The sequence below is a fragment of the Sphingopyxis sp. P8 genome (genome assembly GCF_020622175.1).
GTDB lineage: Bacteria > Pseudomonadota > Alphaproteobacteria > Sphingomonadales > Sphingomonadaceae > Sphingopyxis > Sphingopyxis jiangsuensis.
The window spans coordinates 1302133-1325418 of sequence record NZ_JACNMK010000002.1 but is presented as its reverse complement, the minus strand read 5'-3'; the positions used below and the strand labels follow the sequence as shown (position 1 = coordinate 1325418).

Annotated in this window: 26 protein-coding genes and 1 tRNA gene; 6 read left to right on the top strand and 21 right to left on the bottom strand. The window is 64.2% G+C overall.

The genetic code is table 11. From position 1 onward, the window contains the following. Nucleotides 1–108 precede the first annotated feature (108 nt). The 3 genes from H7692_RS14765 to H7692_RS14755 form a co-directional block, all read right to left on the bottom strand. Nucleotides 109–2145 carry a transglycosylase domain-containing protein gene (locus tag H7692_RS14765; RefSeq protein ID WP_227340437.1) on the bottom strand — a complete coding sequence of 679 codons (2037 nt, stop codon included), beginning with the start codon at nt 2143–2145 and terminating at the stop codon, nt 109–111. Between the two features lie 86 nt (nt 2146–2231). Next, nucleotides 2232–3107: a sigma-70 family RNA polymerase sigma factor gene (locus H7692_RS14760; protein ID WP_201927455.1), complete on the bottom strand. Its 876-nt coding sequence runs from the start codon at nt 3105–3107 to the stop codon at nt 2232–2234. Then, complete coding sequence (locus tag H7692_RS14755) at nt 3104–3565, bottom strand: carboxymuconolactone decarboxylase family protein (protein WP_222137269.1); 462 nt, start codon at nt 3563–3565, stop codon at nt 3104–3106. Before H7692_RS14755 ends, H7692_RS14760 begins: the two co-directional genes overlap by 4 nt. Before the next feature lie 141 nt (nt 3566–3706). Between H7692_RS14755 and H7692_RS14750 the strand changes: the two genes are divergently transcribed. Continuing rightward, nucleotides 3707–4093 (top strand): DoxX family protein, encoded by a 387-nt coding sequence (locus tag H7692_RS14750; protein WP_201927459.1) that lies wholly within the window; start codon nt 3707–3709, stop codon nt 4091–4093. Nucleotides 4094–4251: 158 nt separating this feature from the next. Here the strand turns inward: H7692_RS14750 and H7692_RS14745 are convergent, their stop codons facing one another. From H7692_RS14745 to H7692_RS14685, 13 genes are all read right to left on the bottom strand, one after another. Then, complete coding sequence (locus H7692_RS14745) at nt 4252–5226, bottom strand: DUF6607 family protein (protein WP_201927461.1); 975 nt, start codon at nt 5224–5226, stop codon at nt 4252–4254. Nucleotides 5227–5248: 22 nt separating this feature from the next. Next, complete coding sequence (locus tag H7692_RS14740; protein ID WP_227340436.1) at nt 5249–7432, bottom strand: TonB-dependent hemoglobin/transferrin/lactoferrin family receptor; 2184 nt, start codon at nt 7430–7432, stop codon at nt 5249–5251. 182 nt (nt 7433–7614) lie between these two features. Continuing rightward, nucleotides 7615–8121 carry a DUF421 domain-containing protein gene (locus H7692_RS14735; RefSeq protein ID WP_222137268.1) on the bottom strand — a complete coding sequence of 169 codons (507 nt, stop codon included), beginning with the start codon at nt 8119–8121 and terminating at the stop codon, nt 7615–7617. Nucleotides 8122–8175: 54 nt separating this feature from the next. Beyond that, nucleotides 8176–8493 carry a YidH family protein gene (locus H7692_RS14730; RefSeq protein ID WP_222137267.1) on the bottom strand — a complete coding sequence of 106 codons (318 nt, stop codon included), beginning with the start codon at nt 8491–8493 and terminating at the stop codon, nt 8176–8178. Between the two features lie 71 nt (nt 8494–8564). Then, entirely contained in the window at nt 8565–9557 is a 993-nt protein-coding gene (locus H7692_RS14725; RefSeq protein WP_227340484.1) for a PhoH family protein, read from the bottom strand. 145 nt (nt 9558–9702) lie between these two features. Further along, nucleotides 9703–11052: a tRNA (N6-isopentenyl adenosine(37)-C2)-methylthiotransferase MiaB gene (miaB, locus tag H7692_RS14720; RefSeq protein WP_222137265.1), complete on the bottom strand. Its 1350-nt coding sequence runs from the start codon at nt 11050–11052 to the stop codon at nt 9703–9705. A 7-nt stretch (nt 11053–11059) separates the two neighbouring features. Next, nucleotides 11060–11857 (bottom strand): lysophospholipid acyltransferase family protein, encoded by a 798-nt coding sequence (locus H7692_RS14715; protein ID WP_227340435.1) that lies wholly within the window; start codon nt 11855–11857, stop codon nt 11060–11062. Beyond that, nucleotides 11826–12251, bottom strand: coding sequence for a Fur family transcriptional regulator (locus H7692_RS14710; RefSeq protein WP_201927476.1), 426 nt, complete (start codon nt 12249–12251; stop codon nt 11826–11828). The genes H7692_RS14715 and H7692_RS14710 overlap by 32 nt, the downstream gene beginning before the upstream one ends. A gap of 131 nt (nt 12252–12382) precedes the next feature. Then, nucleotides 12383–12814 carry a MucR family transcriptional regulator gene (locus tag H7692_RS14705; protein ID WP_201927478.1) on the bottom strand — a complete coding sequence of 144 codons (432 nt, stop codon included), beginning with the start codon at nt 12812–12814 and terminating at the stop codon, nt 12383–12385. A gap of 128 nt (nt 12815–12942) precedes the next feature. Continuing rightward, a complete protein-coding gene (locus H7692_RS14700) occupies nt 12943–13395 on the bottom strand; it encodes a GNAT family N-acetyltransferase (protein ID WP_319796433.1) in 453 nt (150 codons plus the stop codon). Between the two features lie 8 nt (nt 13396–13403). Beyond that, a complete protein-coding gene (tsaB, locus tag H7692_RS14695) occupies nt 13404–14021 on the bottom strand; it encodes a tRNA (adenosine(37)-N6)-threonylcarbamoyltransferase complex dimerization subunit type 1 TsaB (RefSeq protein ID WP_201927480.1) in 618 nt (205 codons plus the stop codon). A gap of 18 nt (nt 14022–14039) precedes the next feature. Next, nucleotides 14040–14633: a malonic semialdehyde reductase gene (locus H7692_RS14690; RefSeq protein ID WP_201927481.1), complete on the bottom strand. Its 594-nt coding sequence runs from the start codon at nt 14631–14633 to the stop codon at nt 14040–14042. Between the two features lie 25 nt (nt 14634–14658). After that, entirely contained in the window at nt 14659–15237 is a 579-nt protein-coding gene (locus tag H7692_RS14685) for a NifU family protein (RefSeq protein WP_201927482.1), read from the bottom strand. A 63-nt stretch (nt 15238–15300) separates the two neighbouring features. Between H7692_RS14685 and H7692_RS14680 the strand changes: the two genes are divergently transcribed. The 3 genes from H7692_RS14680 (at nt 15301) to H7692_RS14670 (ending at nt 17009) form a co-directional block, all read left to right on the top strand. Then, nucleotides 15301–16173: a hypothetical protein gene (locus H7692_RS14680; protein ID WP_222137264.1), complete on the top strand. Its 873-nt coding sequence runs from the start codon at nt 15301–15303 to the stop codon at nt 16171–16173. 153 nt (nt 16174–16326) lie between these two features. Next, nucleotides 16327–16402: transfer RNA gene (locus H7692_RS14675), tRNA-Thr, on the top strand. Between the two features lie 292 nt (nt 16403–16694). Further along, entirely contained in the window at nt 16695–17009 is a 315-nt protein-coding gene (locus tag H7692_RS14670; protein WP_222137263.1) for a hypothetical protein, read from the top strand. 25 nt (nt 17010–17034) lie between these two features. Here the strand turns inward: H7692_RS14670 and H7692_RS14665 are convergent, their stop codons facing one another. From H7692_RS14665 to H7692_RS14655, 3 genes are read right to left on the bottom strand one after another with little or no spacing between them, the layout of a single operon-like run. After that, on the bottom strand, nt 17035–17796 hold the full coding sequence (locus H7692_RS14665) for an SDR family NAD(P)-dependent oxidoreductase (RefSeq protein ID WP_222137262.1): 762 nt from the start codon (nt 17794–17796) through the stop codon (nt 17035–17037). Further along, the gene (locus H7692_RS14660) at nt 17796–18989 is read right to left on the bottom strand and encodes an acyl-CoA dehydrogenase family protein (protein ID WP_222137261.1); all 1194 of its coding nucleotides are present in this window, start codon (nt 18987–18989) and stop codon (nt 17796–17798) included. The genes H7692_RS14665 and H7692_RS14660 overlap by 1 nt, the downstream gene beginning before the upstream one ends. A gap of 21 nt (nt 18990–19010) precedes the next feature. After that, nucleotides 19011–19919 (bottom strand): hydroxymethylglutaryl-CoA lyase, encoded by a 909-nt coding sequence (locus H7692_RS14655; RefSeq protein WP_222137260.1) that lies wholly within the window; start codon nt 19917–19919, stop codon nt 19011–19013. Between the two features lie 122 nt (nt 19920–20041). Here H7692_RS14655 and H7692_RS14650 point away from each other — a divergent pair, with 122 nt between their 5' ends. Further along, nucleotides 20042–21208, top strand: a complete 1167-nt coding sequence (locus H7692_RS14650) for a CaiB/BaiF CoA transferase family protein (protein WP_201927489.1) — start codon at nt 20042–20044, stop codon at nt 21206–21208. A gap of 4 nt (nt 21209–21212) precedes the next feature. Then, nucleotides 21213–21917, top strand: coding sequence for a glutathione S-transferase family protein (locus tag H7692_RS14645; protein WP_201927490.1), 705 nt, complete (start codon nt 21213–21215; stop codon nt 21915–21917). A 31-nt stretch (nt 21918–21948) separates the two neighbouring features. Here the strand turns inward: H7692_RS14645 and H7692_RS14640 are convergent, their stop codons facing one another. Both H7692_RS14640 and H7692_RS14635 read right to left on the bottom strand, forming a co-directional pair. Further along, a complete protein-coding gene (locus tag H7692_RS14640; RefSeq protein ID WP_222137259.1) occupies nt 21949–22674 on the bottom strand; it encodes a glutathione binding-like protein in 726 nt (241 codons plus the stop codon). Continuing rightward, the gene (locus H7692_RS14635) at nt 22674–23180 is read right to left on the bottom strand and encodes a DUF3237 domain-containing protein (RefSeq protein WP_222137258.1); all 507 of its coding nucleotides are present in this window, start codon (nt 23178–23180) and stop codon (nt 22674–22676) included. Before H7692_RS14635 ends, H7692_RS14640 begins: the two co-directional genes overlap by 1 nt. Nucleotides 23181–23286: the final 106 nt, after the last annotated feature.

Here is a 23286-nt window from a genome sequence, read left to right as displayed (position 1 = left end):
ACGCAATTCGCGAACGCTTCGCGTTGGTGACGGATAAAATAGGACGGTTCATCGCCGCCACGCTATCGCGCCCCGGCGATATAGGACAGCCAAAAATGAGCGCGCATCCTATGGCGGCGCCGGTGCCGCCTCGATGCGCGTTTCACCCTCGCCATTGACCGGAACGCGAAGGTCGATCCGCGTGCCGCCGATGTCGGTGCTGATCACCGCGTCGCCATCGCGCACGCCGATGCGCGTGCCATCGCCGACAGGGATGTCGCCAATGTCGGGAACGTCGAGCGGCTGTACCGGCCCTTCGGGATCGACGGCCGGCTGCGGCGCGGGCGGGCGGATATTGGTCCCCGCCGCCTCGTTCATGAAATCGCGCCACATGCGCGCGGGCAAGCCGCCGCCCGAAATACCGGCGAGCGGCGAATTGTCGTCGTTACCGATCCATATCCCGACGACCAGTCCGTTCGCATAGCCGACGAACAGCGCATCGCGATTGTCCTGGCTCGTCCCCGTCTTGCCGTAATTGGCAACAGCGAGCCGCGCCGCGCGCCCGGTGCCGCGATTGACCGCCGCGCGCAGCATCCTTTCGATCCCGTCATGCTCGCGTGAGCTGAAATGGCTCGGCCCCCAGACCAGCCGCTCGAACCAGCTCGTGCCCTCGGCCTTGAACGCGCGCGGCGTCACCGGATAGCTGTCGGCAGCCACCGCGGCATAGGCAGCGGTGAGTTCGAGCAAGGTCATCGTCGAAGTGCCGAGCGCGAGGCTGGGGTCGCCCCTTGCGAGCGGCGATGTCACGCCAAGGTCGCGCGCCATCGCAATCACCTTGTCATCGCCGACTGCGCCGAACAGGCGCACTGCCGCGACATTGCTCGACGTCGCAAAGGCATCCTCGAGCGAGATCGCCTCCGAATAGGAGCCGCCCGAATTTTTGGGACGATAGGCGCCGCTTTCGATCGGCATGTTGCCGATCGTGTCGCCGGGCTTCCACCCAGCGCGCAGCGCGGCGAGATAGACGAACAGTTTGAAGGTCGATCCCGGCTGGCGTTTCGCTTGCGTCGCTCGGTTGAACGGCGACTTCGCATAATCGCGCCCCCCGATCATCGCGACCACCTCGCCATTCGGGCGCATCGCGACGAGCGCGACCTGCGCTGACCCCAGGCCTGCCCGACTGGTCACGCGCCGGGCGATATTCTGGAGCCGCGAGTCGAGCGTGGTAACGAGCGTTTCGCGCGAATATCCGACGTCGCTCGCCTTGCGCGCTTCGGGTAGCGCCCAGTCGGCAAAATAGGTGCCCGTTGGCAGGTCGTTGCGCGTGCGCACGTCGATGCGCGGCGTACGGGTCGCGCGCGCCTCGCGCTCGGTCATATAGCCGGTCGCGACCATCGCATTCAGCACCAGCTTCATCCGTTTTTCGGCGAGCGCGGGGTTTTTCGTCGGCGCGAGGCGCGAGGGCGCCTGCACCAGTCCTGCAAGCATCGCCGCCTGCGCGCGCGTCAGATTTTCGGGCTGGCGATAGAAATAGTGCAGCGACGCGGCGCGCAACCCATAGGTGTTGTCGCCGAAATAGGCGTTCGACAGATAGCGTTCGAGGATCTGATCCTTGGTCAGCCATGCCTCGAGCCAGAAGGCGATCAGCGCCTCGCGCGCCTTGCGCCCGAGCGTGCGCTTTGGCGTGAGGAAGGTGAATTTGGCGAGCTGCTGCGTGATCGTGCTGCCGCCCTGCGTCGGCCCGCCGGTGACATTGCTCCACACCGCGCGCGCGATGCTGCGCGGGTCGATCCCCCAATGGGTATAGAAACGCCGGTCCTCGATCGCGAGAAAGGCCTGTTTGACGTGAGCGGGAAGCTTTGCCGCCTCGACCGGGCGCTCGACGATCGCACCGGTGCGCGCGATGGGAGTGCCATCGGCGGCCAGCAGCGTGATCTGCGGCGGCGCGATCGGTTCGAGCGATTTCGACAAGGGCGCAGTGAACGCAAGCCAGCCGACTAGCAGCACGAACAGCAATACGAGCGCCGCAAAGCCGCGGCCGACCCAGCGCAGCCGCTTGCGCCAGCGCGGCTCGGGCGGCGGCAGCCCTCCAGTCGACGGATCGAACGGCTCCTCCTCGGCCGGCGGAGGCGGCGCACGGAACAGCGGATGATAAAACGCATTCATGCCTGATGCCGTATTACACTGGCAACACAGAGCTTGCAAACGCGTTCGGCACGCGTTGGACGTCTGGACCGGGGCGGCCCCTCCCCTCAGTGCATATGTTTGAGCTTGTCGGGGTTGCGCATCACATAAATGGCGGCAATCCGGCCATCCTCGATATCGAGCGCGGTGGTCTGGAACTCGCCATCGGCCTCGCGCGTCACGAAACCCGGCAGGCCGTTGATCATGCCCGTATGAACCAGCGTCGAGCCATATTTGCGCAGCAATACCGCGACGCTGCGGTGGACCTTCATCACCAAGGTCTTGCCGAGGATCGGGATCGCGGCCGCGGGGCGTTTGCCGCCGCCGTCCGCCCACATTCCGACGTCGGCGGCGAGCATGGCGCCGAGCGCTTGCATATCGCCGCTTCGCGACGCTTCGAAAAAGGCGTGGGCTATTTCCAGCCCGCGCTCCTTCTCCAGCTTGTAACGCGGCCGCGCGTCGCGAACATGCGCGCGGGCCCGCGCGGCGAGCTGGCGTGTTGCAGCGGGATCGCGCTCGATCGTCGCTGCGACCTCGTCGAAGCCGACGCCGAAGACATCGTGGAGGAGGAAGGCTGCGCGCTCCAGGGGGGAGAGCCTTTCGAGCGCCAGCATCAACGGCAAGGTGACATCGTCCGCTTCGCCCTCCCCATCATCGACGAGCGGATCGGGAAGCCAGGGCCCGACATAGGTTTCGCGCTGCGCCCGCGCCGATTTCAGCTGATCGAGGCAAAGCCGCGTCACGGTGCGGCGGAGGAAAGCCGCCGGCTCGCGCACCGCCGCGCGGTCGGCGCCGAGCCAGCGGAGGAAGGCGTCCTGCACGACATCCTCGGCATCGGCGACCGACCCGAGCATACGATAGGCGACGCGCGTCAGCATCGGACGCAGCGGGTCGAAACTCGCCGCCGCATCCCCACCGTCGGTGGCGCCGCCCACCGCGGTCATGCCGCCTTGGCCACCGGCGCCCCATTTTCGTACCAGAGGTCAAAGCCCACCGCGATGCGGTTCCAGCCATTGATGACATTGATCATCAGCGTCAGGTTCACCTGCTCCTCCGGCGTAAAATGCGCTTCGAGCGCCTCTTTGGCTTCGTGCTGTGTGTGCCCTTCGGGCAGGCGGGTCAAGGCGTCGGTCCATGCGAGGGCAGCGCGTTCGCGCGGGCTGTAGACGGGTGCTTCGCGCCAGGCGGCGATGAGGTAGAGGCGCTGTTCGCTTTCGCCTTTCGCGCGCGCCTCGACTGTGTGCATGTTGATGCAATTGGCGCAGCCATTGAGGATCGACGAACGAATTTTGACGAGCTCGATCAGGCTCGGCTCGAGGCTGTTCTGCGCGGCGATGCTGACGGCCATCCACTGCTTCATCAGCTGCGGCGCGGCGGCAAAGGGGTCTGTTACCTTGGTCATGTCACGTCCTCCTTCATGGGGTGGTACAGACATGACGAGCAAGGCCGCCGCCCTGTGACATGGCGCACGAATTAATTTCGCTTTGCGACCGAATTAAGGTAAATTCCCGCGCGTCATCAATGACAAGGAGGGGGTTTGCTCATGAAGTTTCTCGATGGATATGGCGAACAGGCCTATGCGCTGCTGCGTATCACGGCGGGTCTGATGTTCCTCGCGCACGGTGTGCACAAATTCTTCAATTTCCCCGACGCCTTTCCCTATCCGCTGGACCCCGTACTGATGGCGGCCGGCGCGATCGAACTGGTCGCGGGCGGTTTGATTGTCATCGGCCTGTTCACGCGCCCCGCCGCCTTCCTGGCCAGCGGCATGTCGGCTGTCGGTTACTGGATGGCGCATGGCACCCAAAGCCCCTTCCCCATCCAGAACGGCGGCGAGACGATTGCGCTTTACTGCTTCATCTTCCTGTTCGTCGCGACGCGCGGCGCCGGAATCTGGAGCGTCGACGGATCGCGCGCGAAGGCCGGTTGAGGCAGATTCGCGACCACAGCATGGTGCAGGAAAATTGGTGCTCCCCGGCTTTCGCCGAGGAACGCTGATTTGGCAGAAGGCGACAATCGCCACCTGAAATCGGGGCGGTCCCGGCGACGAGACCGCCCCCAGTTGCGGGCTTCACATGGTGAAGATGGTCACAGCTTGCGCGTGTTCGCTTCGATCAGCTTCTTCGCTTCCGCGACAGCCTTTGCAATCGTGAGCCTGTTTTCGTGGATTTCGTCGGCGATCGTCAGCAAGCGGCCGCTGATGACGGTGCCGGTATCGGTCTTTTCCTCGATGGCGATCCCGCCCTTGGTCGCGGCGATCCGGTCCCATTCGGCGCGCACCGCAGCCCAATAGTCCTTGGTCGCGGCCCAATAGTCATCGGCGGCCTTCACGTCGTAATTGTCATATTTGATATAGGTGTTGAGAACATATTCCTGGACGATGGGAACAAGCTTGCCGTCCCTGGTCCCCATCTTGGTATTGTCCTGCCAGTGAATCCAGCCGTCGGGCGTCGGCTGATGGCGATTGATCGAATAATAGCGGTCATAGACGGGGTTGCGAACCGCATCGCGGCGCGCGAGCGGGCGCCACGTCCAGTTCGAACGCCAGCGACGAATTCCCGCCTGCGTCTCGAATTGACCCCAGCCGCCGTAGCGGGGGGAATCGTCGACCTGCCACACGGTCTGCGACCAGCGGCCCGTCCGCATGCGTTCGGGAACATCTTCCCAAGTCCAGCCGCCCTTGTCCGAATAGACGAGCAGTTTTTCGGGCTCATATTCCCAGTCCTGACGCCAATGCTTGATGATGTGCGACTTGTCATTCTCGTCGGTGATGACCAGCAGGTGCTGGAGCACGATCTTGCGCCCCGTATCCTCGATCACGCGCACGACCTCGTTACCGCCCGAACGCTTGGGATCGAGCACTTCGTAATCCGGGTCCCAGCGCGTCGATTCCTGCATATTGAAGCTGACGCGGTAATTGCCCGCCATCGCAAGGATGTCGGCGCGGTCCTTCTCGAAATTGGCGGCGGCATCCTCGGCGGCGATCGGTGGATGCGCCGTGGCAGGGAGCGGCAGCGCGACCGAAATCAGCAGCGCGGCGGCGGTTGTACGAATGGTTTTCATCGGTCCAATCCTCTTCATCTTGTCAGAAACGGAAGCTCAGCGACGCGCTCGCATTGCGGCCCGGCTGGGTGTAGGCGTCGGCAACGGTCGAGGTGGACGCGAGCCCGCGCACGTCGCTCCACCAGCTGTATTTCCTGTCGAGAATATTGAAGACGCCGGCGCGCAGCGTCAGCCCTTCGACGATGCGGACGAAGGCCGTTGCGTCGAGGATCGTGAAGCCGTCGGGACGGTAGCAGGAGGGCGTGCAGAGCCCTTCGGTCCGCGATGCCTCCTTGCGCGCGCTGTGCGTCATGATGAGCTGGCCGCCGAAACGCCCGCTCTGCGGTTCGCGATAGCCGACGCCGACGACGAGCTTGAGCGGATCGATCGTCGACAAGGGCACGCGCGATCCATCAGGCAAAATCTCGTTACCCTTCGCATAGGATAGGGCGAGCGTCGCATACAGGCCGGACGACGCCCGCCCCTCGAACCGCGCTTCGGCTCCCTGGACGCGGGCGCGATCGAGATTGACGAACTGATAGACGGCGGGGTCGGCAGGCGTGAAACTGCCGCCCACGACTTCTTGACTGATGAAATCCTTGTAACGCGCCGAAAAGGCGGTGACGTCGAGACTGATATTGTCTGCCGAGAAGCGGAGCCCACCTTCGATGCTTTCGCTGCGCTCGGGATCGAGGTCGGGATTGGGCGCCGAGGTATAGCCGAACGCCAGATTTTCGAAGAACTGGTTTACCTGCCCCGGCTCGGGCGCCTTGAAGCCCGTCGCATAATTGGCGAACAGACGCACCGCATCGCTGAGCTTCCACACCGCACCGAATTTCGGCGACAGGCGCGATCCGTCCTGTCCTGCCCCCGAAAAGGCGGGAAGAAGCGGGTCGTCCTGCGGCGACAGGTCGTAAAAATCGAAGCGCAGCGCGGGATAGAGGATCAGGCGTCCGTCGGCGATCCCGATCTCGTCACCCGCGAACAATCCGCCCCGCGTGAAGTCGGTTTCGGGAAATGCCCGGGTGGGAAAGGTTTCGCCAAAGGGCGGGACGGTGCCGTCGCGAAGACCGCGCTGGCGCGTCATGCTGACATCGCCGCCGAATACCAGACGATGCGTGACGGCGCCGGTCGCGAAGTCGGCGCGCGCGTCGGCGGATGCGCCGATTACACGATTTTCGAACGTGTTGAGGCGCGTGCGGTCGGCAGACGGCGTGCGATCCTCTTCGGTATATTGGCGATCCTCGCCGTCCTGCCAGTAAAGCGCGACGCGCGCGAAATCGATCGCCCCCTCGCCTTCCCAACTCCAGTCGAGCGAGACGCGCTTGCGGTCGCCGCTGTCCCAGCCCTCGAGCCGGTCAACCGAGGCGCCAAAGCTGCCGGGACCGACTCCCGTCAGGCCATTGGTATAAAGCTGCGTATCGAGATATTCACCGGTCAGGCGCAGCTTGTGCCCGTTCGTCGGATCATAGACGATGCGCGCGAGCGCGACATTCGAATAGCCATCCTGCGGGTTAGGCAAGGTGCGCGTCGACCCGGTGCCTCCGACGGCGCCCTTGTTATCGAGTTCCTGCCAGTCGCGGCGCGTATAGGCGGCCATCGCCGACCAGGCGCCGCTACGCCCGGCAAGAATGACGGTCTCGCTGAACTCCTTGTCGGCGCTGCCATAGGCGGCGCGCGCGAGGCCGCCGACCGCATTGCTGCCCGCGATGAAATCGGCCGGGTCGGCGGTGATGAAGCTGACCGCGCCCGCAAGACCGTCGCTGCCATAAAGCGCCGAAGAGGGGCCGCGCAATATTTCAACAGACTTGATAAGGCCGAGGTCGACATAATCGCCGCGCCCCGACGCCTGTGCGCCGAAACTGAAACCGTCGGGAACGCGCACGCCGTCGATCTGGATCAGGACGCGATTGCCGCCGATCCCGCGGATGTTGAAGCTTTCATTGCCGGCGCGGCCGGTCGCACCGAGCGCCGCACCGAAGCGCGCGGGCTGACGCTGGACGCTGACGCCAGGCTCGAAGCGGACGAGGTCGCGAATGTCGGTGACGAGTTCGTCGGCAATCTGTTCGTCGGTCTTGACGGTGACGGTGACCGGCAAATCTTCGGCCCGGGTCGCGACGCGCGTGGCGGTGACTACGATTTGATTCTTGCGTGCCAGCCAATAGGCACCGTCATTGTCTTGCGCGGCGGCGGGAGCGGCGAGCGACGCAAGAACAGGCACGGCCACGCCGCACGCGAGGCGTGCGGAATATATTCGTCGTTGTACGGACAATCTTGATCCCCCAAATTTGATTGCGAGTGATTCGCAATAGCTGCGGAATAGGCAATCAAATTTTAGGGGTCAAGGTTTTTGCTAATAGGAGTCGTTCGCATTAATTGCGTGAAGCGATGCCCAAGGCTTTCGCTCATTCAGTCGGGCAGAAAATCGAGCGTATCGACAGATCCGCTTGTCGGGCGCGCGATCACGCTAAGCGACCCGTCGGTTTCGAGCACAACCGCTGCAACGTCGGCGAGTTTTGCAACGCCCTGCCCGCGAACGGCCGAATAGACTTCGCTGGTGGTTACCCGTTCGTCGCGCAATGTCTCGTGCAAAATGGCCCCGTCGCGAAGCAGCAGCGCTGGCCGGGCACGCGTCGCGCGACGTACCAGCGCCGAATGGATCGACAGCTTTGCGACGATCCATTGGAGCAGGGCGAGCATGACGAACGCCAAAGCCCCTTCGACGAGTGCGATGTCGCTCGAAAGCAGGACGGTCGAAAGCGTCGAGCCGAGGGCGACAGTTACAACAAGATCGAAAGCGTTGAGCTTTGCGAGTGCACGTTTCCCGGCGGCACGGAGGATGAGGATCAGGATTGCGTAGGCGGCGGCCGAGATCACGACCACGCGAAGCAGCCCGAAAAGATTGTCGTAGAACATGCCAGTCCAACGCCGCGACACGGCGAGCGTTGCGCGACCGCGGCCAGGAAAATTCTAGTCGAGCCGAATGTCGAGTAGCCAGATTGCGGCGGCCAGCGCGAGCCCCCCAAGCGAGAACATGGCCGCGACGAGCCGCAGTTTCATTCCCTTGAGCGGCTCGGCCTGGTGCGCGCTGAGCCGATCGTTGACCGCGCAGCCACTGCGCTGCGCCGCCCAGAAAATGAACACGCCCATCAGGATGAAGATCGTGGCGATCGCGCGCGGCACCCACGCGGGCTCGAGCTTTCCGAACAGGGCATTGAAACCGAGGCCGATGCCGATCGCCGCCATTCCGGTGCGCATCCAGCCGGCGAAGGTCCGCTCGTTGGCCATCAGGGTGCGGTCCTCGGCCCAGGCCGTGCGTTCCTCGGCGAGCTCGTCGCGGTCCGTATCCGCGTTGGCGTTCAGCTGCCGGGCCCTTCATAGGCTTCGACGATGCGGCCGACGATCGGGTGACGCACGACGTCGGCGGCGGTGAAGCGGCTGACGTTGATGCCCTCGAGCCCTTCGAGCCGCGCCACAGCGTCGGCGAGACCGGAGGTTGCGGGCATCGGCAGGTCGACCTGTTTGGGGTCGCCGCAAATGACCATCCGGCTGTTCATCCCGAAACGTGTCAGGAACATCTTCATCTGCGGGATCGTCGTATTCTGCGCTTCGTCGAGGATGATGAACGCATCGGCAAGCGTCCGCCCGCGCATGAAAGCCAGCGGCGCAATCTCGATCTCTCCGCTCGCAATGCGGCGCTCGACCTGCTCGGCAGGAAGGCAATCGTGCAGCGCGTCGTAGAGCGGCCGCAAATAGGGGTCGACCTTTTCCTTCATGTCGCCGGGCAGGAAGCCGAGCTTTTCGCCCGCCTCGACCGCGGGGCGTGAGAGGATCAGGCGCTGGACGCTGCCGGTGATGAGCTGCGCCACCGCCTGCGCCACCGCGAGATAGGTCTTGCCCGTCCCCGCGGGGCCGAGCGCGAAAATCACGTCCTCGCGCGCGAGCGCCTGCATATAGGGAACCTGCGACGGCGCGCGCGGAACGATCGTCTTCTTGCGCGTGCGGATCATCACCGTCGGCGCTTCGTCCTTGTCGTGGCGGATGATGCCGTCGAGCGTCGGCTGCGCCGACATCGCGATCACCCCGTCGACCATCCCGGCATCGACCTCCTGCCCCTTTTCGATGCGGTCATAGAGGTCGGTGAGCACATCGCGCGCGCGCGCAGCGGCCTCGGCCTCGCCCTCGATCTGAACGCGGTTGCCGCGCGCCGAAATATAGACGCCGAGGCGGTTCTCGATGGCCACCAGATTGCGGTCGAATTCGCCGAAAAGGATTCCCAGCAACTGTGTCCGTTCAAATTCGGCCGTCAGTCGAACGCGGTCGCCGGGTTCGGCGGGGGCAGCGGCGGTCATCGGGCGTTTGGACACGTGGGCAGGACTCCTTGGGCTAGAGGCATAAACTGTGTACTCCCGCGAAGGCGGGAGTCCAGCATGGGATGATCGGCCTGCGATACTCCGAGTTTCCGCCTGCAAGGGAACACGCGGCGTGCGATGGCCACTAAACCGCCGCTTCCACCAGCGCCTCGGCGCCAAGGCTGTTCGGACCCGCCGAGGTGATGCGGACATCGACCATGTCGCCGATCGCGAGACCCGGCGCGATGACGTGCACCGACTGGAGCCAGGGCGATTTGCCGATAAGCTGGCCGTCGAGCTTGCCCTTGCGTTCGAGCAACAGGCGCGTCGTCCGCCCCACGGTCGCCTCGTTGAACGCCTGTTGCTGCACGTTGAGCAGCGCCTGAAGCCGCTGGAGCCGATCGTTCATCACCGCTTCGTCGACCTGATCGTCCATCGTCGCGGCGGGCGTGCCGGGGCGGCGCGAATATTTGAAGCTGTAAGCCATCGCATAATTGGTCGCGCGCACGATATCGAGCGTCGCCTCGAAATCGGCATCGCTCTCGCCGGGGAAACCGACGATGAAGTCGCCCGAAATCGCAATGTCGGGGCGCGCGGCGCGGACGCGCTCGATGATTTTCAGATAGCTGTCGACGCTGTGGCTGCGGTTCATCGCCGCGAGGATACGGTCGCTGCCCGCCTGCACCGGCAGGTGGAGGAAAGGCATCAGCTTTTCGACCTCGCCATGCGCGGCGATCAGCCCGTCGGTCATGTCGTTGGGATGGCTCGTCGTGTAGCGGATGCGTTCGAGACCGTCCTCTTTCGCGAGGGCGCGGATCAATCCGTCGAGGCCGATCGTCCTGCCCTTGTCGTCTTCGCCGTCCCACGCGTTCACATTCTGGCCAAGCAAGGTGATCTCGCGCACCCCGCCCTCAACCAGCGCGCGCGCCTCGGCGATCAGGTCGGCGAAAGGCCGGCTGATCTCCGCCCCGCGCGTATAGGGGACGACGCAATAGGTGCAGAATTTGTCGCAGCCTTCCTGCACGGTCAGGAAGGCGGTCGGGCGCTGGTTTCCGCTGCGTTTGGGCAGCGCGCCGAACTTGCTCTCGATCGGCATGTCGAGGTCGACCGCCTTCTCGCCGCGTTCGGCGCGCGCGATCAGGTCTGGAAGGCGGTGGTACGCCTGCGGACCGACGACGACATCAACACTCGGCGCGCGGCGCGCAATCTCGGCGCCTTCGGCTTGCGCGACGCAGCCGGCGACGGCGATCGTCGGCGTGCTGCCGTCGGCGCGTTTCAACCGACCGATGTCCGAGTAGACTTTCTCGGCCGCCTTTTCACGGATGTGGCAGGTGTTGAGCACGACCAGGTCGGCATCGCTGCCGTCGGCGGCGGGCACATAGCCCTCGGCGCCCAGCATCTCTGCCATGCGTTCGCCGTCATAGACGTTCATCTGGCAGCCGAAGGATTTGACGTGAAAGGTCTTATGAGAATTTGGGGGAGAGTCGGATTTCATCGGCGCGCTATAGGCGATGCGGTGCGCGGGCGGAAGAGTGCGCGGGCTGCGCCATCCGCGCGGCGATTGCGGCGCGCGCTGCCTCGCTGAGGGTTTTCCGGTCGCGTTCCACCGCATCAGGCAGTGGATCGAGATAATGAATGATCAGCGGCACGGGATGCTTGCGCCCCAAAAGCCGCTTGAAATTATCGAGCCCGGATTCGGGATCGAGCCAAGCAATTTCAGGGCCTTCGTCGCCATAATCAAGGAATACCGGTTGAACCTGAAGTCGCGGCGGGGTCGGGATCACCGCCTGCAGCAGCGCCGGGCGAAAGGGCAACAGGCCATCCCCCGGCCCCGTGGTTCCCTCCGGAAACAGCGTCACCGGACGGCCGTGGGCAAGCGCGCTGCGCAAATTTTCCGCCTGGCTCTGGATTTCGCGCTTCGCTTCGCGCTGCACATAGATGGTATGGTTCTGATCGGCGAGCCATCCGACAAGCGGGGTGGTCCCGACCTCTGCCTTCGACACGAACGACGACCGCGCCGCGCCGCCAAGCGCCAATATGTCGAGCCAGCTGACATGGTTCGAAACGAACAGCACATCGCGACGAAGGCGGGTGCCCGTGGTGCGGATACGAAGACCCGCGATCCATCCGACCGCGTTCAGAAAAGCCATCACCATCGGCGACGGCCGACCCACTGCGCGATAGAGAAGATGCGGAACGATCAGGAACAGCAGCGTCAGCACCATCAGCAACAGGCGCGCAACGACGCGCCAGGTGACGCGTGCAGGTTCAGCCCTTGTCGCGACCGATGGCGACACCATAAAGCTCCATGCGATGGTCGACGAGGCGATAGCCCAGCCGTTCGGCGATGACCTTTTGCAACGCCTCAAGCTCGGGATCGACGAATTCGATGACCTTGCCGGTTTCGACATCGATCAGATGGTCGTGATGCGCCTCCGGCGCCGCTTCGTAGCGCGAGCGGCCGTCGCCGAAATCATGCCGGTCGAGGATGCCCGCTTCTTCGAACAGGCGGACGGTACGATAGACGGTCGCGATCGATATCCCGCTATCGATTGCCGAGGCACGCTCATAGAGCGTCTCGACGTCGGGATGATCCTCAGAATCCGAAATCACGCGCGCGATGATCCGGCGCTGTTCGGTGATGCGCAGCCCCTTTTCGTGGCACAATGCTTCAAGATCGATTTTACCGGACATGCGCGCCTTTCCTGCCTTGGGCAGCCGTGACTTTATCTATGCGACTCTATAGTTTCGCGGTGCGGATAGAACAAGGGCGGCGCCCGCAGGCCCCGCCCCCGACCGCTTTGCGGCAGTACCGACCGGAACGGTCAGGCTTTTTTGCGCTTGCGCCCGCCGCCGCGCCCCTTGGTGCCCAAACCGATCTGCTTTGCGAGTTCGCGGCGCTTTTCGGCATAGTTGGGGGCAACCATCGGATAATCGGCGGGAAGCCCCCACTTCGCGCGATACTCGTCCGGCGTCATTCCATAATGCGTCATCAGGTGACGGCGCAGCATCTTCAGCTTCTTGCCGTCTTCGAGGCAGACGATGTGATCGGGTTTTACCGATGCGCGTATCGACACCGCGGGAACCGGTTTTTCTTCCGCGACGGGCTCGCTCCCCAGCGTCGAAAGCGCCGAATGGACGTTATTGATCAAAAGAGCGAGATCGGAAATTGCGACGCTATTATTGCTGACGTGGGCGGCCACTATATCCGCGGTCAGTGTGACGAGCATTTCATTTGTATCGGCTTGATCCGCCATCGATGATTTCCCTTGTCTTTAGCAACCCAGAGATATGGACGGCGAATATTACATCGTCCCCCCGCCCAGTTATATTTATGCCATTTTGGCGGTAATTTCGCAATGCCCCATAGAAATTTCCCGCAATTCTATTTCCGATGCCGCATTGTAATCGCGTCGCGAAGCTTGCCGTCGCCACCACGATAATAGTCGCGGCGACGCCCGCACTCCACAAACCCGGTCTGGCTGTACAGATGAACCGCGTCGTTATCGGCGCGCATTTCAAGGAAGTGATCGTCGGCGCCCTTGGCGGACGCCCACGCCTGCCAGTCACGCAGCAGCGCACGGCCGATGCCGCGCCCGCGCCACGCGGGGTCGACCGCGAGCAACAGCAATTCGCTTTCGGGGCCGGCAATCCGCGCCGCGTAGAAACCGCACGGCGACTCGTCATCGCGGGCAAGCGCAATCCGGGCCGAAGGCAGCGCGAACAGCGTGAGGAGCTGCGCCGAACTCCATGCTTCGCCATAGGCGGGATCGAACGCCGCCTCCATTACGGACATGACGGCGGCGAGGTCGGCGGGGGTTGCCGCAGACAGGGACACCGGACAGGTCATGGAGCGTGCATCGGCTTGGCATCGGGCGCGCGGCCATAGGTAGGGCCGGGATTATCGAACAAGGCCTGTTCGGGCAGGCGGATAAAGGCGCGCGCATCGGGCAAGGTCGTGCGCGCCCTGCCCGATCCGCGGCGTTCGACAAAGGCTTCCGCCCGATTGCCCACAGCCAGTTCGTCGCGATGCCCAACCGCGTCGTCGGGAAGGAGCGATTGTGCGTCGCCGCGCGGCGACAGGTCGGCGGCAAAGGGCTGGACGAAATACTGGCCGTGCCCACCTTCCATCACGACCACTGATCCGCCCGCGGCGGCAATATCGTCGGCGGCGCTCGCCGCGACCAGCGCGAGTGTCGAGAAGCCGCGCGTCGGGATCTGCCAACCGAGCGCGAGCGCGCGCGCTGCCGCGATGCCGATGCGCACGCCCGCAAAGCTTCCGGGGCCACAGCCGACCAATATTTCATCGGCGCGCCCACCGCCGTCCAGTTCGGCGATCAGCGGAACGAGCCGTTCAGCATGCCCGCGCCCGATTACCTCGTGCCGGAAATCGACCAGCGTCCCGGCGTCGAACAGTGCCACCGTGCAAGCCTCGCTCGCCGAATCGATGACAAGTTGGCGCATGGGATCTGGCGGGCCCGGTCAGGCGATACGGTTGAAGCGCGCAAAATCGGGGCGCGGACTGCGATCAAAAATGCTCGCGGGGTCGCCATAGCCCAGCGTCGAGATGAAATTGCTCTTCACATTGGGCTCATCGACGAAAAAGGCGGCATCGACCGCCGCATTGTCGAACCCGGACATCGGCCCCGTATCGAGCCCGAGCGCGCGCGCCGCCATGATGAAATAGGCGCCCTGCAAGCTCGAGTTGCGAAAGGCGGTGGTCTCCGCATGCTTTGCATCGCCCGCGAACCAGCTGCGCGCATCGGTGTGCGGGAACAAGTCGGGAAGATGTTCGTAAAATTCATTGTCCATCGCGATGATCGCGGTGACCGGCGCCTTCAAAATCTTTTCGCCATTCGCGGGCATGGTCAGCGGCGCGAGCTTCTGCTTCGCCGCATCCGAGACGCACCAGACGATCCGCGCCGGCAGGCTGTTCGCACTCGTCGGGCCGTACTTCATCAGGTCCCAGATTGCGTGCAACTGCGTCTCGCTCACCGGCTTGTCGAGGTAGCCGTTATAGGTGCGCGCGGTACGGAACAGCTGGTCGAGGGCGCTATCGGAAAGCGGCTCGCTCATTCGGCAAACTCCTGATTGGGGCCGGTCAGACGGCGTGGACGGCCGTCACTTCGGGAACATAATGCTTGAGCAGCGATTCGATGCCATTTTTCAGCGTCGCCGTCGAGGAAGGACAGCCCGCGCACGCGCCCTGCATCTTCAGATAGACATTGCCCTTGTCGAACCCGCGATAAACGATGTCGCCGCCGTCGTTCGCAACCGCCGGTCGCACACGCGTTTCGATGAGTTCCTTGATCTGCGCGACGATGTCGGCATCGGCGGGATCGTCGGAGAAATCCTCTTCATTCTCGCCCGGAACGCTGATCCCGGCGGCACTGGCGGGATGGAACAGCGGCATTTCGGCCAGGAAATGGTCCATCACGATGCCGAGAACATCGGGCTTCGCGTCGCTCCATTCGGCCCCCGGGGCGATGGTGACCGAAATAAAGTCGCGGCCAAAGAACACGCCGGTGACATCGCCGAGCGTGAACAATGCGGTCGCCAGCGGCGACGCAGCGGCCTCCTCCGGGCTCGCAAAGTCGCGAGTACCGGCTTCCATTACCACCCTGCCGGGCAGGAATTTGAGCGTCGCTGGGTTCGGCGTCGATTCGGTTTCGATAAGCATGGGCAGCATGTGGGGCGCGGTGCGGCTTTGTGCAAGCCGCATCGCGGCGCTAAAGGGGCACGGATGCGCCATTTCACCCAATTTGCCGCGCTCGACTGGTCGGGCGCGCGCGGTCTGCGGCAGACCGGAATCGCGCTTGCGGTCGCATGCGAAAACGAGGCCCCGGCATTGGTGCGCCCCGGCCACAAATGGTCGCGGGCCGAAATATTGGCCTGGCTCGAGGCACGCGCCGACGAAGGCATCGACATGCTGATCGGCTTCGATTTTTCAGCTGCCTTCGCCTTTGCCGATCATGGCGCCTATTTCCCCGAATGGAGCGAAAGCCCCGGCGACCTCCCCGGCTTGTGGGCGCTCGTCGAGCGGATTTGCGCGACCGATCCACATTACGAAGCGCACAGCTTCCTCGCCCATCCAGAAGCGCGGCGGCATTTTCGCCACGCCAAGGGCGACACCGGCGACCGTTTCGAACTCGGCGCGGGGCGGTTGCGCCTTGTCGAACGGCACCAGCGCGCGACCCGCCAGGCTGCCAGCGTCAGCAATTTCAACCTCGTCGGCGCCGCGCAGGTCGGCAAGGCGAGCCTGAGCGGCATGCGTTTGCTCCACCGGCTGCGCGGGCGCATCCCGCTGTGGCCGCTCGACCCGGTTCCGGCGCGCGGCCCGCTGCTCGTCGAAATCTACACCAGCCTCGCCGCACGCGCCGCGGGCATGGCGCCGGGCCGCAGCAAGATCCGCGACGGCGCAGTGCTCGATTGCGCGCTCGCCGCACTGGGTTCGCCCGTGACCGGCATGCGCGGCCCGCTGAGCGACCACGCCAGCGACGCCCTGCTCACCGCCGCATGGCTCCGCGCCATCGCGCACCGGCGCGACATCTGGTCACCTGTCCCGCTCGACGCGGCGATCGCGCACACCGAGGGTTGGACGTTCGGTATCCTTTGATCTCCGACGCGAAAGCCGTTTGACGCAAGCTCTGGCGTCAGCTCGTCACAAGTGGCCCCACCATCGCAATCGGGAGCACACCGCCGCCGCCATTCACTCCAACAACAGAGTTTCCTTCGCGACAAAAAATGTTCTAGGGGGCGCTCAAGGTGCGCCGGCTTAGCTCAGTTGGTAGAGCAACCGCCTTGTAAGCGGTAGGTCGTCAGTTCGAGTCTGACAGCCGGCACCACATAACCCCCAGAAAACTGAGGGTTTTTCTCGATTTTTGGCAGATTTTCTGGTATTACCGTGGTTGTCGGTCGTTTCATGGTCTGACTTGGAAAAACCGGTCCAATTCTCGAGAGAGCCCATTATTGCGAGAGAATTGAAGAAAGTGACATGCCCCCTGATTTTTCTCCACCTGTAATTATCGCACCGAAAAGACCGAAGCGCTGACCAAGGCCATCAGATATGCCACGCCCGCCCGACTGCGCCCGAGGGACGCGGCCGCGCACCTGCTGGCGGCAGAGTATCTGACCGGCGTGCAATATCCCTGGAGGGCGGGAGTCGGGATCAGCCAATCGCAATCGTCCCGCTGGCAAGCGCTGTCCGGCGACTATCTGCTTCCGCGCAACACGGCAAAGGCCATCGAGATCCTGACCGAGCTGTCGATGCGCGGCGAGCTCGACGGTGCTGTGCAGGCTGCCTCAATGTATCGCGCCGGCCGCGGAACAACGAGTGGGCTGGCCGAGGTCCCCAACGCCTATGGTTATGAAAAGAAAGTCGAGGCGATGCGAAAGCTGACGCCGGAAATGGTCGCGTTGATCCGGCGCGGACATCGCAACAAATTTGGATAATCGGCTTCAGCAAAGACCGCCGCCGTTACAGCGACTGCCCGTCGTCGATGTCGATGACGGCGCCCGTCACGCAGGCCGACGCGTCCGACGCGAACAGCAGCATGAAGGGGTCGAGCGAGGTGACTGGCTGCAGGCGGCGCCGGTGGAATGCGGCAATTTTCTGTGCGCCCGCTTCGGTCTGATAGAGGTCGCCCGCCAGCTCGCTTTGGATATAGCCCGGCTGGATGACATTGACGTTGATGCCCTGGCGCACCCATTCGCGCGCAAAATTGCGGCCGAGGTGCGCCACCGCGGCCTTTGACGCGGCATAGGCCGCGTCGCCAACGGCGGTCATGTGCGAAGTGATCGATCCGATGATGATGACGCGTCCCGCGCCGCTTTCGCGGCTTCCCGATGCGATCAGGCGCCGCGCGCCCTCGCGCACGGTCAGGTAAACGCCGGCGATATTGGTGTCGAGCACCTGGCGGATCGCGTCCGCCGACAGGTCGGTCGACCGCCCCACCATCGAAACGCCAGCGTTGGCAACGATGGTATCGACCAGCCCGAAGCGCGCCTCTGCGGCGTCGAAGGCGGCAGCGACCGAGTCCGCATCGCCGACGTCCATCGCGACGGGCAGCGCTTCGCCGCCCTCACCCTCGATCGACGCCGCCAGCGCCTCGACGCGGTCGACGCGGCGCGCGGCAAGGACGACGCGCGCACCCGCCGCAGCATAAAGGCGCGCAAAATGCGCACCGAGCCCCGCCGATGCGCCGGTCACGATGATTGTCCGTCCCGCGACCGTCGTCATTATGCTGTCCCTTCGCTGTTCCTTGCGTTGCCCTGCATCCATTCGCGCTTCACCGCCTTGGCGAGCGACCATTTGTGGACCTCGGTCGGGCCGTCGTAAATCCGGAAGGCCCGCACCTCGCGGAAAACCTGTTCGACGATCGTGTCGCCGCTGACGCCCGTTCCGCCCATCACCTGCACGCAGCGGTCGGCGATCCGCATCAGCGCCTCCGACACCGCGACCTTCGCCATCGAACTTTCGGCGGTACCGAGCGAACCGCTGTCGAGTATGTCGGCGCACCAGTCGATCATCAGTTCGGCCTGCTTCAGGTCGATGCGATTTTCGGCGAGCATGAAGCCGACCCCTTCATGGTCGACGAGCGGCTTGCCGAACGCCATGCGCGTGCAGGCATAGGCGGTCGCAATCTCGTGCGCGCGCTGGCACGCGCCCCACCAGCGCATGCAGTGCGACAGGCGCGCGGGCGCCAGGCGGATCTGCGCATATTTGAACCCCTCGCCCGGCGCGCCGAGCATCTGCGCGCCGGGGACGCGCAGATTGTCGATCCGCACGATGCTGTGGCCGCCGGGCATCGAGCTGTCGATGGTGTCGAGCAGCCGCTCGATCCGCACCGCAGGGTCGGGCAAATCGACGAGGAACATGCACGCCCCCTCGTCGGCCTTGGCCATCACGATGCCCACGCTGGCGCCCTGCGCGCCCGTGATGAACGCCTTGCGGCCGTTGACGATCCAGTCGTCGCCGTCGCGGTAGCAGCGCGTCTGCATCATCGACGGGTCGGAACCCGCACCGCCCTCGGCCGCGGGTTCGGTCATGAAAAAGGCCGAACGCACCTCGCCGCGCACGAGCGGACGCAGGAAACGCTCCTTCTGTTCGTCCGTCCCGACCTTGCCGATCAGGTACATATTGCCCTCGTCGGGGGCCATGACGTTGACCGCGACCGGCCCGAGCGGCGAGAGACCCGACGGCTTCAGCACCATCGCCGTCGCGCGCTGGCTGAGGTGCGCGCCATCGTCGAGGATGTGCGGCGTCAGGACACCCGCATCGCGTGCCTTGGTGCGCAGCTCGCGGACGAGATCGTCCGACGGGCCGTGCGGGCCGCAGCGATCGTCGCGCTCATAGGGCACAACCTCTTCACGCACGAAACGTTCGACGCGCGCCGCAATCTTCGCCGCGCTCAGGTCTTCGGACCAGTTCATTGCAGCGTCTCCCGGTACAGTTCAAACATTGGGAAAGGCCGGAGCCTTGCTGACGAGCGCAGGGAGCGATCGCTCCATTACGCCGGTCAGCCATCGGGCCGCATCGACCGCCTTGGCCAGGTCAAGGCCCGTGACAACGCCGCTTTGCTCCAAAAGATAAGCGACATCCTCGGTCGGAACATTGCCCGCAGCGCCGGGAGCGAAGGGACAGCCGCCAAGCCCACCGAGCGATGCGTCGACCGTCGCCACGCCCTCGCAAACCGCCGCCCAGACATTGGCCAGTCCGGTGTTGCGCGTATTGTGGAAATGGACGCGGAGCGGCAATCCAGCGATCGCCTCGCGCACGCGCCCGACCGTCTCGGCCACCTGCCCCGGCGCCCCGACGCCGATCGTGTCGGCAAGCGCGACCTCGCGCGGCGCCGCGTCGGCGGCGCGTTTCGCCATCTCGACAACCTGCTGCAACGCCACGCGGCCCTCGAACGGACAGCCGAAGGCGGTCGCAATGGTAATTTGCGCGCTGCGGCCATACGCCTTTGCCAGCGCGACGATTTCGATGGCGGCGGCGAGCGATTCGGCGGCGTTCTGTCCCTGATTGCGGATACCGAAGCTGTCGGTCGTCACGCACACGGCCCCCAGCTCGTCGATGCGCCCCGTGGCAAGCGCCCTTTCGGCCCCGCGGCGATTGAGAACGAGGCCGATATATGTCACGTCGGCGCGATCGGGCAGCAGCGTCACCAGCTGCTCGGCGTCGGAAAGTTGCGGCACCCTCTTCGGATTGACGAAGCTCGTCACCTCGATGCGGCGTGTGCCATAGTCGATTGCGCGGCGGACCAGTTCGGCCTTGTCGGCCGTCGAGATCACCCGCGATTCGTTCTGCAGGCCGTCGCGCGGTCCGACCTCGACCATCTCCACACTCTGATTTATCGACATTTTTTCCTTCCTGGCGGGTCCGACCAATTAGCAGGTTGAAAATTACATAGCATTCTAAGTATAAAGAGCCAATGGGGTGCGAGGCGACCGCCTCTGGCCAGTCCGGTCCCGAAAGGAATGAAATGACAGACGCGAACAGCGGCGGGGGAGCGCTGGAAGGAATCAAGGTCGTCGAAATGGGCCAGCTTATCGCAGGACCCTTTTGCGGCCAGCTCCTTGGCGACATGGGCGCCGAAGTCGTCAAGATCGAACCTCCCGAAACGGGCGACCAGATGCGCCACTGGGGCCAAGGCGAGAAGCCGAGCTGGTGGCGCGTCATTGCCCGGAACAAATATTCGGTGGCGGTCGACCTGCGTTCGCCAGAGGGTCAGGCGCTCGCCCGCGACCTGATTGCCGAAGCCGACATATTGATCGAAAATTTCCGGCCGGGGACGCTCGAAAAATGGAATCTCGACCCGGCCGAACTCCGCCGGGCGAACTCTGGCCTGATCGTCGTGCGCGTTTCGGGCTATGGCCAGACCGGCCCTTATTCGGCGCGCGCGGGCTTCGGCGGCATCGGCGAAGCGATGGGCGGCTGGCGCGGGATAGTCGGCTATCCCGACCTGCCCCCCGCACGGATGGGGGTGTCGATTGGCGATACGCTTGCAGCGACCTATGGATGCCTCGGCGCGCTTGCCGCACTCCACCACCGTACCCAGACAGGCGAAGGCCAGATTATCGATTCGGCGCTTTACGAGGCCGTGTTGCAAGTGATGGAATCGACAGTCTCCGACTATTCAGTCAGCGGCGCCAAGCGCAAGCGGACCGGTTCGACGCTGCCGGGCATTGCGCCCTCGAACGTCTATCCCTGCCGCGACGGCGACTATCTGATCGGCGCGAACCAGGACGGCGTGTTCGCGCGGCTCGCCGAAGCGATGGGGCGGCCCGGACTGGCGCACGACCCCCGTTATGCGACGCACCGCGCGCGCGGCGCGCATCAGGAGGAACTCGACGCGCTCATCGCCGACTGGACCCGCACGCTGACCATCGCCGAACTCGAGGCACGCCTGCTTGACGCAAGTGTCCCGGCGGGGCGGGTCTATGACGCGGAAGATATGCTGAACGATCCGCATTTCGCGGCGCGCGGAGCGCTTGTCACGGTCGACGACCCCGAACTGGGAGCGGTGACGATGCAAGGCGTGTTCCCGAAGCTGTCGGCTACACCCGGTAGTGTGCGCCGCCCCGCGCCGCTCGCGGTCGGGCAGGATACGGGCGAGATTCTGAGGCGATGGCTGGGCCGGGAGGAATAGCGCAATGATCACCCTTTATGGCGGGCCGACGCCCAATGCGCGCAAAATCGCGATTGCCCTGCTCGAAATGGATCTCGAATGGCAGCTTGAACCGGTCGACATCCTCGCGGGCGATCAACTGACCCCCGCGTTCCTCGCGCTCAATCCGAACAACAAGACCCCGGTCATTGTCGACGACGACGGTCCGGCAGGTCCGGGTTTCGTCTTGTGGGAAACCGGCGCAATCCTGCTTTACCTCGCCGAAAAGACGGGGCGCTTCCTCCCCGCCGATCCGGTGAAGCGCGCGCTATGCTGGCAATGGCTGATGTTCCAGCTGTCGGGTATCGGCCCGATGTTCGGACAGGCTGCACATTTCACCCATTATGCAAAAGACCGCCACGATTATGCGATCGATCGCTATACACGCGAGGTCGACCGGCTGATGATGGTTCTCGACAAAAGGCTCGGTGAGACCGAGTGGCTTGCCGGCGACGAATATAGCATCGCCGATATGGCGACCCTGCCCTATCTGCGCCGCCAGTTGATTGATAATGGCGCGCGTTTTCCCAATGTTGCGCGCTGGGGCGCCGCGATGTTCGAGCGCCCCGCGGTCGCCGAAGGCATGACGGTCGGCGTCGCGCGCGCCGAAACGATCGAAGGCGGACTGACAGGCTTCACCGACGAGCATCGCGCGATCCTGTGGGGCGACCGCCAACACGCCCCGCGCTGAGGCTGCTCGCGCTACCCCCCAGGACTATGCCCTAGTCGCGCGTAACAGCGGCGTGATTTGCCGGGCCGAACATGTTCGACCATTCCTCGTCATCGAGCTTCTGGTAGCGCCCGACATATTTCGCGGGCGCGGCCAGATCGGCACGTTCCATTGCACGCTTCACAGCGGGGCGCTCGGCGATCCGGTCGAACCACGCCTTCATTGCCGGCCATGTGTCGAGCTCCATGCCCATGACGAACGCCGACGCCCGGCCGGGCCAGATCGCCATGTCGGCGATCGTATAGTCCTCGCCCGCGACATAGGTCGATTTTTCGAGGCGGCGTTCGAGCACCGTTAGAAGCCGGTCGAGTTCGCGCGTGTATCGTTCGACCGCATAGTCCTGCCCCGGCGGAGCGTAGCGGAGGAAATGACTCGCCTGCCCGCCCATCGGACCGAGCCCCGCGACCTGCCAGGTCAGCCACGACAATGTCGCAGCACGCGCCGCGCCGCTCGGCGGCAGGAAACGGCCATTCTTCTCGGCCAGATATTGCAGGATCGCGCCCGATTCAAAGACGGTCACGGGCTCGCCACCTTCGGCAGGCGCCCGATCGACGATCGCGGGAAGCTTGTGATTGGGGTTGATACGCCCGAACACGCTCGTCAGCTGGTCGCCCCGGAAAATATCATAGGCGATAACGCGATATGGCGCGCCTATCTCTTCGAGCATGATGGCAATCTTTTGCCCGTTGGGGGTCGCCGAATAATGAAGGTCGATCATCACAGCACCTCGTGGATCACATGGCGGGCGCCAAAATCGGTTCTCTCGCCGACGCCGACGGCGAGAATCGCGTTGAGCCAACCGAACTCGGTGCTCGCCGTTTCGAACACGGGCGCGATTCGCAGATAATATCGCGACGAATCGACCGGCGCTGCGTCGGGGTCTGCGAAGGCCGCGCGCACATCGGGAGGAACGACGCTGCGTCCCGAATAGCTCACGAAGATGCGGTCGCCATTGTCGGCCTGCCACACGGATCGCGCGTCGAAAGTCCCGACCGCCTCGTCCCCGGCTAGCTGTCCGCTGCGCGACCAGTTACCGCCACCAGGTAGCACCAAGCCGTTGATACGCGGTCCGAAAAATCGGCCGCCCGTGACATAGCCCATCCGCTGCACACCGAATGGCGATGCCCCGATGTCAATGATGCCGCCTTCGACCTCGAACTCCACGGTACACAAATGGCGCGTGCGAAGCGGCGCGAGCGCGTTGGCGTCGTCGAGAGTGTCCATCTTACAAATCCTCCTGTCCAGCTATGGACAAGTATAAAACAATTAGTATACTAAGGGTCAATCAAATTGACGGATGGGAGGCGGCGTGCCGCACCCATACCGTCAG

Excerpts from the sequence above, each read along its gene's own strand:
- H7692_RS14735 (WP_222137268.1), bottom strand. The coding sequence starts at position 8,121 with ATGTTCTACGACAATCTTTTCGGGCTGCTTCGCGTGGTCGTGATCTCG.
- H7692_RS14705 (WP_201927478.1), bottom strand. The coding sequence starts at position 12,814 with ATGGCGGATCAAGCCGATACAAATGAAATGCTCGTCACACTGACCGCG.
- tsaB (WP_201927480.1), bottom strand. The coding sequence starts at position 14,021 with ATGCGCCAACTTGTCATCGATTCGGCGAGCGAGGCTTGCACGGTGGCA.
- H7692_RS14680 (WP_222137264.1), top strand. The coding sequence starts at position 15,301 with ATGCGCCATTTCACCCAATTTGCCGCGCTCGACTGGTCGGGCGCGCGC.
- H7692_RS14635 (WP_222137258.1), bottom strand. The coding sequence starts at position 23,180 with ATGGACACTCTCGACGACGCCAACGCGCTCGCGCCGCTTCGCACGCGC.
- H7692_RS14660 (WP_222137261.1), bottom strand. The coding sequence starts at position 18,989 with ATGAACTGGTCCGAAGACCTGAGCGCGGCGAAGATTGCGGCGCGCGTC.
- H7692_RS14730 (WP_222137267.1), bottom strand. The coding sequence starts at position 8,493 with ATGGCCAACGAGCGGACCTTCGCCGGCTGGATGCGCACCGGAATGGCG.
- H7692_RS14755 (WP_222137269.1), bottom strand. The coding sequence starts at position 3,565 with ATGACCAAGGTAACAGACCCCTTTGCCGCCGCGCCGCAGCTGATGAAG.
- H7692_RS14750 (WP_201927459.1), top strand. The coding sequence starts at position 3,707 with ATGAAGTTTCTCGATGGATATGGCGAACAGGCCTATGCGCTGCTGCGT.
- miaB (WP_222137265.1), bottom strand. The coding sequence starts at position 11,052 with ATGAAATCCGACTCTCCCCCAAATTCTCATAAGACCTTTCACGTCAAA.
- H7692_RS14685 (WP_201927482.1), bottom strand. The coding sequence starts at position 15,237 with ATGCTTATCGAAACCGAATCGACGCCGAACCCAGCGACGCTCAAATTC.
- H7692_RS14710 (WP_201927476.1), bottom strand. The coding sequence starts at position 12,251 with ATGTCCGGTAAAATCGATCTTGAAGCATTGTGCCACGAAAAGGGGCTG.
- H7692_RS14645 (WP_201927490.1), top strand. The coding sequence starts at position 21,213 with ATGATCACCCTTTATGGCGGGCCGACGCCCAATGCGCGCAAAATCGCG.
- H7692_RS14745 (WP_201927461.1), bottom strand. The coding sequence starts at position 5,226 with ATGAAAACCATTCGTACAACCGCCGCCGCGCTGCTGATTTCGGTCGCG.
- H7692_RS14725 (WP_227340484.1), bottom strand. The coding sequence starts at position 9,557 with ATGACCGCCGCTGCCCCCGCCGAACCCGGCGACCGCGTTCGACTGACG.
- H7692_RS14655 (WP_222137260.1), bottom strand. The coding sequence starts at position 19,919 with ATGTCGATAAATCAGAGTGTGGAGATGGTCGAGGTCGGACCGCGCGAC.
- H7692_RS14640 (WP_222137259.1), bottom strand. The coding sequence starts at position 22,674 with ATGATCGACCTTCATTATTCGGCGACCCCCAACGGGCAAAAGATTGCC.
- H7692_RS14650 (WP_201927489.1), top strand. The coding sequence starts at position 20,042 with ATGACAGACGCGAACAGCGGCGGGGGAGCGCTGGAAGGAATCAAGGTC.
- H7692_RS14715 (WP_227340435.1), bottom strand. The coding sequence starts at position 11,857 with ATGGTGTCGCCATCGGTCGCGACAAGGGCTGAACCTGCACGCGTCACC.
- H7692_RS14765 (WP_227340437.1), bottom strand. The coding sequence starts at position 2,145 with ATGAATGCGTTTTATCATCCGCTGTTCCGTGCGCCGCCTCCGCCGGCC.
- H7692_RS14690 (WP_201927481.1), bottom strand. The coding sequence starts at position 14,633 with ATGAGCGAGCCGCTTTCCGATAGCGCCCTCGACCAGCTGTTCCGTACC.
- H7692_RS14665 (WP_222137262.1), bottom strand. The coding sequence starts at position 17,796 with ATGACGACGGTCGCGGGACGGACAATCATCGTGACCGGCGCATCGGCG.
- H7692_RS14760 (WP_201927455.1), bottom strand. The coding sequence starts at position 3,107 with ATGACCGCGGTGGGCGGCGCCACCGACGGTGGGGATGCGGCGGCGAGT.